10 protein-coding genes are annotated in these 10292 nt (G+C 64.3%); 3 read left to right on the forward strand and 7 right to left on the reverse strand.

Annotated elements, in window-relative coordinates; translation table 11 throughout:
* Positions 1–71 precede the first annotated feature (71 nt).
* Both LH128_RS04850 and LH128_RS04855 read right to left on the reverse strand, forming a co-directional pair.
* Complete coding sequence (locus LH128_RS04850) at positions 72–2216, reverse strand: indolepyruvate ferredoxin oxidoreductase subunit alpha (RefSeq protein WP_008828460.1); 2145 nt, start codon at positions 2214–2216, stop codon at positions 72–74.
* A 6-nt stretch (positions 2217–2222) separates the two neighbouring features.
* Positions 2223–2996, reverse strand: a complete 774-nt coding sequence (locus tag LH128_RS04855) for a cyclase family protein (protein ID WP_008828461.1) — start codon at positions 2994–2996, stop codon at positions 2223–2225.
* Positions 2997–3099: 103 nt separating this feature from the next.
* Between LH128_RS04855 and LH128_RS04860 the strand changes: the two genes are divergently transcribed.
* The gene (locus tag LH128_RS04860) at positions 3100–3564 is read left to right on the forward strand and encodes a MarR family winged helix-turn-helix transcriptional regulator (protein ID WP_008828462.1); all 465 of its coding nucleotides are present in this window, start codon (positions 3100–3102) and stop codon (positions 3562–3564) included.
* A 35-nt stretch (positions 3565–3599) separates the two neighbouring features.
* On the opposite strand, the gene LH128_RS04865 is transcribed toward LH128_RS04860, so the two are convergent.
* The 5 genes from LH128_RS04865 to LH128_RS04885 form a co-directional block, all read right to left on the reverse strand.
* Entirely contained in the window at positions 3600–4010 is a 411-nt protein-coding gene (locus tag LH128_RS04865) for an acyl-CoA thioesterase (protein WP_008828463.1), read from the reverse strand.
* Between the two features lie 95 nt (positions 4011–4105).
* Positions 4106–4798, reverse strand: a complete 693-nt coding sequence (locus tag LH128_RS31940; protein WP_008828464.1) for a phosphatase PAP2 family protein — start codon at positions 4796–4798, stop codon at positions 4106–4108.
* The gene (locus LH128_RS04875; RefSeq protein WP_008828465.1) at positions 4798–7095 is read right to left on the reverse strand and encodes a TonB-dependent receptor; all 2298 of its coding nucleotides are present in this window, start codon (positions 7093–7095) and stop codon (positions 4798–4800) included. Before LH128_RS04875 ends, LH128_RS31940 begins: the two co-directional genes overlap by 1 nt.
* Before the next feature lie 141 nt (positions 7096–7236).
* Positions 7237–8607 carry a sensor histidine kinase gene (locus tag LH128_RS04880; RefSeq protein WP_008828466.1) on the reverse strand — a complete coding sequence of 457 codons (1371 nt, stop codon included), beginning with the start codon at positions 8605–8607 and terminating at the stop codon, positions 7237–7239.
* On the reverse strand, positions 8604–9284 hold the full coding sequence (locus LH128_RS04885; protein ID WP_008828467.1) for a response regulator transcription factor: 681 nt from the start codon (positions 9282–9284) through the stop codon (positions 8604–8606). The genes LH128_RS04880 and LH128_RS04885 overlap by 4 nt, the downstream gene beginning before the upstream one ends.
* A gap of 237 nt (positions 9285–9521) precedes the next feature.
* Between LH128_RS04885 and LH128_RS04890 the strand changes: the two genes are divergently transcribed.
* Positions 9522–10100: an ANTAR domain-containing response regulator gene (locus tag LH128_RS04890; RefSeq protein WP_008828468.1), complete on the forward strand. Its 579-nt coding sequence runs from the start codon at positions 9522–9524 to the stop codon at positions 10098–10100.
* On the forward strand, positions 10100–10292 hold a 193-nt coding region (locus LH128_RS04895), incomplete at its 3' end, for an ABC transporter substrate-binding protein (protein ID WP_008828469.1). The genes LH128_RS04890 and LH128_RS04895, both read left to right, overlap by 1 nt.

Genomic DNA, 10292 nt, shown 5'->3' on the forward strand with positions numbered 1-10292 from the left:
TCCCCCCCCCCCCCCCACCGACTGCGTCGGCGGTCCCCCTCCCCATTGCTGCGCAACGGGGAGGAATGGCTTCAGAACGCGCGCGCCGCGCGGGCCTTGTCGGCGCCGGCCTGCCAGCGGGCCATGATCGCGCCGCTGACTTTCGCCTTGAAGCGTTCGAACTTGCCTGGATTGGCGACGATCTGCGCGCGGTAGAAGCTGGGACACAGCACCGCCGCATGGCTCACCTCGCCGCACAGGCCGCAGCCCACGCAGGAGTTCTCGACATGCGCCACCGGGTCCTGCCGCAGCGGGTCCGGGTTGGGCTTGATCGTCAGCGACGGACAGCCCGACAGGCGGATGCAGCTGTGATCGCCTGTGCAGGTGTCGCTGTCGACGCCGAAGCGTTCGCGCACCACGCGCTCGCCCGCCTTCAGCTTCGCCGAAGTCGCCTTCTTCTCGCGCCGCTGCTTGTTGAGCATGCATTCGGACTGCGCGACGATGACCTTGGGGCCTTTTTCCTCGGTCGTCAGCGCTTCGCGCAGCATCGAGGTCATGCCCTTGAGGTCATAAGTGCGATGCGTCTCGCGCACCCACTTCGCGCCGACACCGCGCACGGCCTTGGTGATCGGGTTCTTGGTCACGCGATTGGCGTTCTCGGCGCGCGACGACAGGATATCCTGACCGCCGGTGGCCGCCGAATAGCCGTTGTCGATGATCATCGTGACGGTGTCGTCCTTGTTGAACACCGCATTGCCGACGCCCGAGGTCAGGCCGTTGTGCCAGAAGCCCCCGTCGCCCATGATCGCGATCGACCGCTTTGACCCCTCGCCTTCCTTGGGCTTGAACGCCGAGGCACCTGCCGCGCCGAGGCCATAGCCCATCGTCGTGTTGCCGATGTTGAACGGCGGCAGGATCGAGAACAGGTGGCAGCCGATGTCCGCCGAGACGTGCGTGGGGCCAAGCTCGCGCTCCACCAGCTTCATCGCGGTGAAGATCGGACGCTCGGGGCAGCCGGTGCAGAAGCCTGCGGGGCGCTGCGGGATTTCCTTGACGACCGGCGCGGGGAGCGGGCTGGCCGCTTCGAGCTGCGGCGCCAGCGCGGGCGCGTAGGCTTCGAGGAACTTCGCCAGACCCTTGCGGATCACGTCGGCGGTGTACTCGCCCGAGCGCGGCAGCATGTCCTTGCCGACGATCCGGGTGTCCAGATCCGCGCGGCGGATCAGCGTGTTGAGTTCATGCTCGATGAACTCGGGCTGGCCTTCCTCCAGGATCATCACCGCGCGCTTGCCCTTGCAGAACGCCGCGACTTCCTCGGGGATGACCGGGTAGACCACGTTCATGCAGTAGATGGGCAGCTTGCTGACCCCGTAGGAGTCCGCCAGCCCGATCAGCTCCATCGCGCGGTTGAGGTTGTTGTAGAGGCCGCCCTGCACGATCAGGCCGATGCCCTCTTCGCTGTCTTCGGGGCCGAACCACTCGTTCAGCTTGTTGTCGCGGACATAGGCGATGCCTGCGGGCCAGCGCTTCTCGATCTTCTCGACTTCGTGAAGGAAGTTCGCAGGGGGCAGCACGATGCGGTCGGTATCGCGCACCGGGCTGGCGGCCGCCTCGCCCACCGTCAGCGGCGGGCGCACGTTGTCCTTCGCCACGAACGAACCGGTCATGTGGCAGGACCGCACGCGCAGCTGCAGCATGACCGGCGTGTTCGAGGCTTCGGAGAGGCGGAAGCCCTGCTCCACCGAGTCGACGATGCTGGGCAGGTTGGGGCGCGGATCGATCAGCCACATCTGCGACTTCATCGCGAAGGCGTGGGTGCGCTCCTGCATGATCGAGGAGCCTTCGCCGTAGTCCTCGCCCACGATCACCAGCGCGCCGCCGGTAACGCCGCCCGACGAGACGTTGGACAGCGCGTCCGACGCCACGTTGGTCCCCACCACCGATTTCCACGCGACCGCGCCGCGCAGCGGGTAGTTGACCGAGGCCGCCAGCATCGCCGCCGCGGTGGCTTCCGAGGCGCTCGCCTCGAAATGGACGCCGAGGCTTTCGAGCAGGTCGTTGGCGTCGGCGAAGACGTCCATCAGGTGGCTGATCGGCGAGCCCTGATAGCCGCCGACATAGGCCACGCCCGACTGCAGCAGGCCCTTGGTGACTGCCAGGATGCCTTCGCCGGTGAAGACCTCGCCCTCGCCCGCGGTGAGCTTGAGGACTTCCTTCTTGAATGAACGCTCCGCCACTTGCCCTTACTCCGAAACGAGCGCGAGGACGCGCAGCGGGCTGCCCGAACCGCCCAGGATCTTGAGCGGCGAGGCAATCACGATCGCGCCGGTGGCAGGCAGCCTGTCGAGGTTTTCAAGGCACTGCAGGCCATACTTGCCCGCGCCGTGGAGCAGCGTGTGCGCCGGATACATCGGCTCAAGCAGATGCGCCTGGCCCGCGTCGGTGCCGATCGTCTCGACGCCGAAGCCCAGCGCGTCACGGTCGAGGATGTACTGGATCGCGGAGGCGTCCGGACCCGGGGTGTGGGCGCCGTCTTCCTTGCGGTTGGTGTAGGCATCGACGTCCAGCTTCGACCAGTCGGTGCGGAACAGCACCCAGGCGCCGGCGGGAATGGCGCCGTGCTTGGCCTCCCAGACCTTGATGTGCTCGGCCGTCAGGAGGAAGTCCGGGTTCGCGGCGCATTCGGCCGAGAAATCGAGCACCACGGCGGGCGCGACCAGCTTCTGCGGCGGCACCTTGTCGATGGTGTTGTCCGGCAGATCCTTGCCCGAGACCCAGTGCACCGGCGCATCGAAGTGCGTGCCGGTGTGCTCGCCCACGGTGAAGTTGTTCCAGTGCCATGCGACGCCGCGCTCGTCGTAGCGCGAGATTTCCTCGCGCGAGAAGGCAGCGGTCTGGCCGAACGGTTCGGGCAGCACCAGCAGCGGGGTATCTTCGGAGAGGGTCTGGGTCAGATCGACGACGGTGATGTCACCGGCCGTCAGCGCATGGGCGAGAGAAGCGAGAACGTCTGTCATGGACTTGGGCCTCCTGTTGGACCATTACGGCGAAGAGTATCGGATTAAGTTGCATATGCAACTAAAATGTCATGCCGGGCGCTTATCGCCCTTGGAGCCTAGGATGAGCGAGGATTTGCGCCCTTTCGGTAACCCTGGATCGGAGGATTTCCGCCTCGACGCCTACCCGTTCTATCTGCTGAACCGGGCCGCGAGCCGCTACAATGTGGTCATCGAGTCGGGCCTGCGCGGGATCGGGATCGACATTCCGACGTGGCGCGTGCTGATGATTCTCGGCGAGCACGAGCCGCTGGCGATCGGGCAGGTGGCGAAGTCGGCGGTCATCAACCTCTCCACCATGATGCGCATCGTGGAGCGCATGACCAAGGCGGGGCTGATCGAGACGGCGCCCAGCGAATCGGACGGCCGCGTGACCGAGATCCGCATGACGGCCGAGGGGCGCGTAAAGCTGGGCGAAGCGCGCGAGGTGACCGCGCCGCTCTACGAGCAGATCATCCGGGGGTTCTCTGCCACGGACTTTTCGAAGATGCTGGATCTGCTGGGGCGGCTCTACGACAATCTGGATTGAGAGCACACGCCCCGAAACAGACGGGAAGCCTTGGTCTATTCGGTGTCGTCGGCGGAGAAGAAGCGCTGGATGACGTCGCGGGCCAGACGCGCCGGGCGCATCGTGGAGGCATCGAGGCAGCACCAGCTCGAGCGGACTTCCGCCAGCACTTCCTCGCCGCGACGGATCACGGTCTCGTAGAATGCGCGGGCGCCCTGCACTTTTTCCAGAAGCACCGTCGCGATGACGTCGTCTTCGAGGAAGGCGGGCTTGCGATAGGTGATCTCATGCTTGATCGCGACCCACAGGTGGCCGGCGATCGCGTCCGCCGGGGCAAGCGCGCGCCAGTGATCGGTCACCGCCGCCTGCACCCATTTCAGGTAGCTGGCATTGTTGACATGACCCATGAAGTCGATGTCGTCCGGATCGATGCCGATCGGAAAGCGATGGGGAATTGCCTGGTTCACGTATACGTCAATAGCACCTTGCGAGCGATCCCGGAAGCCGGGCTTGCACTTGCGCCACGGCTTCCGGTCTTCATCCGGGCCTATCGTGTGGGGATTCAGAATCCTGCGGCCTTGAGCTCTTTCGCCGCCTCCCCGAAGCGCGCCTGAAACGTGGGCTTTTCCATCAGGCGCTCGCCGATGATCATGCCGTAGGTCTGGCCGGCGACGACATCGGATCGGAAGTGACGCCCGCAAACCACGCGGCCATTTGCGTAACCGGCAGCGCGGGCCATGATCGCGGGAGCCTTGGCAGGGGACAGGCGCGCAAGGATCGAAGCCATCGAGAACACCATCGTGGCATGGCCGCTGGGATAGCCAAAGTCCGGGTTCTCGAGATTTCCGCAAGGATGCAAGGTGGCATCGGAGACCCACGGACGATCCCGATGGAAATGCGCCTTGCCCCGCTCGACCGCTGCCTGCTCTTCCGCGCGCACTGTCGCGAACAACGCGCGGGTCGCGGGAAGCCGGTCCAGGGAGAAGCCCGGCCCCATCGCCGCTGCGAAGACGCTGACGTCCTTGATCTTGCCCTCTGCCGCAGCATTCTCGGCCTCGGCGGTGCTCCGAATTCGTTCGAAGCGGTGGAGTTGCTCCAATTCGGACCGACCTTGCGTGCTGTCCATTGCCGGAGGCGGGGGCAGCAGCAGCGAAGGATCGACGTCCCCGGGCGTCAGCAGCAAGGGCTGCTGCGGCCCTTCCTTGGCCGCGACCAGAGCGATCGCAGCCAGGGTGAGAAGCATTGCCTTGCGCATCAGAAGCGCACCGTGATGTCGCCCATGATCTGGCGGCCGGGCTGGAAGTAGACCTGATCCTGCGAGGTGTTCAGGCTCGTGGACGTAGGGCCAGTCCCCGAGAGGCCGATGTCGGTGTACTTGGTGGAGTCGAACAGGTCGGTCACCGTCACGCCGAAGCGCAGGTTGCGCCAGTCGTAGCTCGCGGAAAGAATGGTGGTATTGTACGGCGCGATGCGAACCTGCCGGTTCACCTTGTTGAGCCCGCCGCCGATGCTCGATTCATCGATCGCGTACTGAACGCCGGTCCACTTGTCGATGATTGAGAAGCGGATCGGGCCGGACTTGAAGATGGCGCCGGCTGCCGCCGTTCCCTTGGGCGCATTGGCAACCTGGATGTGCGTGGTCTTCTCTTGCGCGGAATTGAGCGAGCCGTTTGCGAACACGGCAAGTCCGTGGCCGATCACCAGCGTCGCCTGCCCTTCGAGGCCCTTGTAGATCACGCCGCCCTGATTGTAGAACGCCGAGGTCGTTCCGCCGGTGCCGTCGGATACGGTGCGACTGCCGATCTTGTTGTTGAAGTCGATGTAGTAACCATCGAAATCGAGGCTCAGGCGCGAACCGTGATAGACGAAGCCGGCCTGGTAATTGGTCGAAGTCTGCGGCTGCAGGTTCGAAAGGTCGGGGCGCGCGATGTAGAGCGTGCTCAGGCCGGGGGCGAGGAAGCCCTGAGCATACTGGCCATAGACCGACAGGTTCGACAGCACCGAATAATTGATCGTCGCGTACGTCAGGTTCTTGCTGTTGGTCTGACTCAGGCGCTGCGCATAGCGGGTCTTCTGGTTGTAGAGCGCGTCGATCTTGCGCGTGAAATCGACATGCTTGAACCCGGGGGTGATCGTCAGGCCGGGCAGCGGGCGCAGTTCCAGTTCCGCGAATTCCTCAGCCTGATCGCCGGAGGAGTTCTGGTCGAACTTGACGTACTGCGGTGTCTTTGCGCCAGTGACCGGGTTGGTGACCGACTTCTCGATATAGTTGTAGCCGCCCGTGACGAGATCCACGTCGGTCTGTTGGCGGTACGTATCGTTATGCTCCAGCCACAGGCCTGCGGTCAGCGCACCGAAGCCGAAGTCGTACCTGATCTTGGCGATGTCGCCCCAGACGCGGTACTTGTTGGTCTTGGTGTAGCCGGGAATACCGGCGACCTTGGCGCCCCCCGGCGTCAGGACGACTTGGTTGGCGACGTTCAACTGGCTGTTCGGCACGCCGACGAGGTTCGTCGCGGTGTTGCCCGACAGCGTCTCGTTATCGTAGGAATAGGTATAGGCCGTATTCGTGAACGTGGAGTTCGGCGCGAAATTCGCGTCGAGCTTGACGATTTCGAAGTCGGTCGTCTTCGAGGTCGAGTTGTACTTCCAGTAGCTCTGGCTGTTCGGATCGTTGTTCAGGCTGTAATTGCGTCCGTACAGGCGCACCTGATCCAGCGTCGAGCCATCGCTGTCCGGCTGGTTGAAGTGGTTCTTGTTGTAGGTCGAGAGCAGCGTCAGCTTCACGTCAGGGCCGACCGGGATCACGACTTTGCCGAAGAGGTTCTTCTGGTTGTAGCCGCTATAGGTCAGCGCACCGTCGGTCTTGGTGTACTGGCCCGAGAACACCGCTTCGGTGCCGCCGAGCTTTTCGATCGCGCCGGTCTGGATGAGCCCGCGCAGGAGGTAGGTGTTGAAAGTGCCGTAACTGCCCTTCATTTCCACGCCGGGATCGGCACGCGTCTCGCGCGAGAACATGTTCATGTTGCCGCCGAACGTGGCGATGCCAAGCTGGCTGGCGTTGCCGGGACCGCGATCGACCACCAGGGTCTCGACGGTGTTGGACGGGAAGAACGTGTTGGAGTGATGGCTGGGATCGTTGGTATCGCCGAACGGCACGCCATCGTAAGTGATGTTGAATTCACCGTCCTTGAAGCCGCGCATGCGCGACTTGGATTCGTTGAGGCCGACGCCGTTGGTGCCGCCGCTGTTGCTCACCGAAGGCGAGATCAGCGCGATCTGGTTGAAATCGACGCTGGCGGGAAGCGAATCCTCGATGAACGAGCGCGACACGATCGAGGCGGGCTGCGTCTGCTTGAGCGACGCGGTGACAGGCGCGATCTCGTTTGCCTTGGTCGCGGTCACCAGAATGGCGGAACCCTCGGCGATGCCGTCGCCGCCATCTGCCGCAGGCGCCTCGTCGGCCCAGGCAGCCTGGGTGGAAAGGGCGATGGCGAGAGCGGCAATGGATGTAAGGCGGCCAGCGCGCAGGCACAAATTCCGGGCTTTCATGAGTGCATTCCCTGAGTGGTGTGATCTTGTGGCCGTGCCGCTAGAGGCCACGCGTGACAGTTCAGGGTAGTGACCGCCGCCAACCTTGCACCGATGCAATGTTGCATAATTATAATTTTTCGCGGCTTGCCGGAGGCCGAGTCAGATCGCTTGCGGCAAGGCCTCGCCGGGAATTCTCACCCGCACTTCCAGGCCCGGCATCGCGTCCGCCAGGTCGAGGCTGCCTTTGTGAAAGCGGGCGATGGCGCTCGCGATCGCCAGACCCAGTCCGCTGCCCTTGGACGGGGAAACCGCGAGGCCGCGCTCGAACGGCTGCGTAACGCGCGCGAATTCGTCTTCCGGCAAGCCGGGGCCATCGTCGCGCACCGTGATCGTCGCGCCGTCCCCGACGCTTTCGAGCGAGATCGTGACGTTGGTTCCCGTGGGAGTGTGCGTGGCCGCATTCTCAAGCAGGTTCACCAGCAACTGATTCAGAAGGTCCGGATCGCCGTCGATGGCGACCTCCTCCAGGCTCTCCACCCGAAGCGATCCGCCGCGATCGGTGATCACCGGCTCCATCGTATCCGCAATGTCCCTGATCAGCGGGCGCAGCGCGATTCGTCCCATGACCGTGGGATGCTGCCCGGTCTCGATCTCGGCCAGGCGCAGCAGCGCGTCGAAGATATTGATGATGGAGCCGCACTCACGTTCCGCCCTGTCCAGCAGAGAGGGGAAGGCCGATTGGTCGTCGCGCGATGCCTTTTCGAGGAGGCTGCGCAGGCGCATCAGGGGTGTGCGCAGGTCATGCGCCAGATTGCTGGAAAACAACTGCTGCGCGCGGACCAGCTCCGCCATGTGATCCAGCATCTGGTTGAGACTTTGCGCCTGCACCGCGAACATGCCGTCAAGCCGCTCCATCGGAATGCGGCGGGACAAGTCGCCCGCGGCGATGGCGGCGGCGGTATCCTGCGTTTCCGAAAGCCGCCGGGCCGTCAGCCGCGCGACCAGCAATGTCGCCGAGACGCCGAGCACCAGCGCCACCAGCGAAATCGCGACGACCACCATGGGCAGGATCGCATGCAGCCCCCTGACCGCCTCCAGATGCTGGACGACCACGAACAGGCCTCCGGCATCGAGCCGCGTCGCCAGTGCCCTGCCCGCCTCCTTGTGATGCCCGCCCGCCGTATATTGCACCTCGGAGAAGCCCGATGGCGGCGGCACGATGTCCAGCCTTCCCGCCAGACGGCGCCCGTTGCGGTCGAACAGGACATACGTGCGCTCGCTGAAGACCTTGCGCTGGCTCCATTCGAGGATCTTGGCCTTCAGAATCGCTTCCTGCGCGGGATTGGCCCTGAGGTTCGAGACGTACTTGCGGGTATGGTATAGCAGCGATTCGTCGATCCGGTTCGATACCGAATTGTCGGCAAGGCTGAACCCGACGATGCCGGTGACGATCATCGCCAGCGCAAAGGCGAGACCGACCTGGATCGCCAGTCGACCCAGCGTCGCCGGTCCACGCATGATCGAGTTCACGTGCAGCGCTCAGTGCGCAGCACATAGCCTGCACCGCGCTGCGTATCGATGGGATCGCAGCCGATTTCCTGCAGGGCCGTGCGCAACCGGCTCATGTTGCTTTCCACGATGTTGGTCGTGGTCGAAAACGAATAGGACCACACTGCCTCCAGCAGCATGGTGCGCGTGACGATGCGATCCGCGTTGTGCATGAGATGGGCCAGCAGGGAATATTGCTTGCGGTTCAGGATCATCGAACTTGCACCGTAGGATACGCTGTGGCTGGCGACGTCCAGCTTCAGTGCCCCGATCTGCAGGATCGCCTTCCCCGCTTGCGGGGTGCCGCGGCGGACGATCGCCTGAAGGCGGGCATCCAGTTCGTCCATGCTGAACGGCTTGGCAAGGTAGTCGTCCGCCCCGGCCTGCAGCCCCTCGATGCGATTCTTGACCGACCCCAACGCACTCAGCATGAGGATCGGCATCGCACCTCCCTTCGCGCGGACCTGATCGATCACCGAAAGGCCGTTTATATCGGGCAGCATGCGATCGAGCACCACCGCGTCATAGACGCCATCGGCGATCGCCCTGGCCGCATCCGCGCCGGTTACGGCCAGCCTGGCGGTGTGGCCGCCCAGCTTCAGCCCGGAAACGATATGATCTGCGATGAGGGGGTCGTCTTCTACGACTAGAACATGCACGGCGCTTTTCTCCTTGCGCCTGTTCCTCGGAAAACATGACAGGAAAATGACGATCTCCGCCTGTAAGCGGTTCTCGTGCAGGGCGTCGTTGGCTGCCCATAGCGGAACGCGAAGATGCGGCCTGTCACTCGGACGCTCCGGTCATGCTGCCGATGGCCTTCAAAGCGCCTCATATCTCTCGGCCTGCCGTTGACGTCCCATGAAAATCTGCTGCAGATAGCGAGCGAAGGGGCACTTATGCGCATTGTCATCATCGACGACAGCGGGCTGCGCGCGACCGTGCTCGAGGAGGGGCTGCGCGACGCGGGATATGACGACATCCATATCGTTCCCCCGCGCGGCGCTTTCGTGGCGCGGCTGGAGCGCATGGCGCCCGACGTCGTGCTCATGGACCTCGGCAGCCCCAGCCGCGATACGCTGGAGGAAATGCTCACCGTAAGCCGGGCGCTGGCCCGGCCGATCGCGATGTTCGTCGACCAGTCGGACGAGGCGATGATCGGTGCCGCCATCGACGCGGGCGTCTCCGCCTATGTCGTCGATGGCTTGCGCAAGGAGCGGGTGAAGCCGGTGCTGGAACTGGCGGTCCGGCGTTTCAACGCTTTCTCGCGCATGCAGACCGAGCTTGAGGAGGCGCGCACCGCGCTTGCCGACCGCAAGGTGATCGACCGCGCCAAGTCGATCCTGATGAACCAGCGCGCCTTGTCCGAACAGGACGCCTATGCGCTCCTGCGCTCCACCGCGATGAACCAGGGCAAGAAGATCGCCGAGGTCGCGCAGGCGCTGATTACCGCCAGCGACCTGCTGGGAGGGGTATAATGACGACGAATCTTCGCATCGCCTTCCTGCCGCTCAACGACGTCGCGGTGCTCGCCGCCGCCCGCGAACGCGGCTTTGCCGAGGAGGAGGGCCTTGCGCTCGACCTCGTGCGCACGACGAGCTGGGCGACCTTGCGCGACCGGCTGGTCTACGGACAGGTGCAGGCCGCGCACATGCTGGCGCCGCTGGCGG

The organism is Sphingomonas sp. LH128 (genome assembly GCF_000293195.2).
GTDB classification, from domain to species: Bacteria; Pseudomonadota; Alphaproteobacteria; order Sphingomonadales; family Sphingomonadaceae; genus Novosphingobium; species Novosphingobium resinovorum_A.

What these genes read in the sequence shown, in the direction of transcription:
- LH128_RS04855 (WP_008828461.1), bottom strand. Translation starts at nt 2,996, where the DNA reads ATGACAGACGTTCTCGCTTCTCTCGCCCATGCGCTGACGGCCGGTGAC.
- LH128_RS04860 (WP_008828462.1), top strand. Translation starts at nt 3,100, where the DNA reads ATGAGCGAGGATTTGCGCCCTTTCGGTAACCCTGGATCGGAGGATTTC.
- LH128_RS31940 (WP_008828464.1), bottom strand. Translation starts at nt 4,798, where the DNA reads ATGCGCAAGGCAATGCTTCTCACCCTGGCTGCGATCGCTCTGGTCGCG.
- LH128_RS04875 (WP_008828465.1), bottom strand. Translation starts at nt 7,095, where the DNA reads ATGAAAGCCCGGAATTTGTGCCTGCGCGCTGGCCGCCTTACATCCATT.
- LH128_RS04890 (WP_008828468.1), top strand. Translation starts at nt 9,522, where the DNA reads ATGCGCATTGTCATCATCGACGACAGCGGGCTGCGCGCGACCGTGCTC.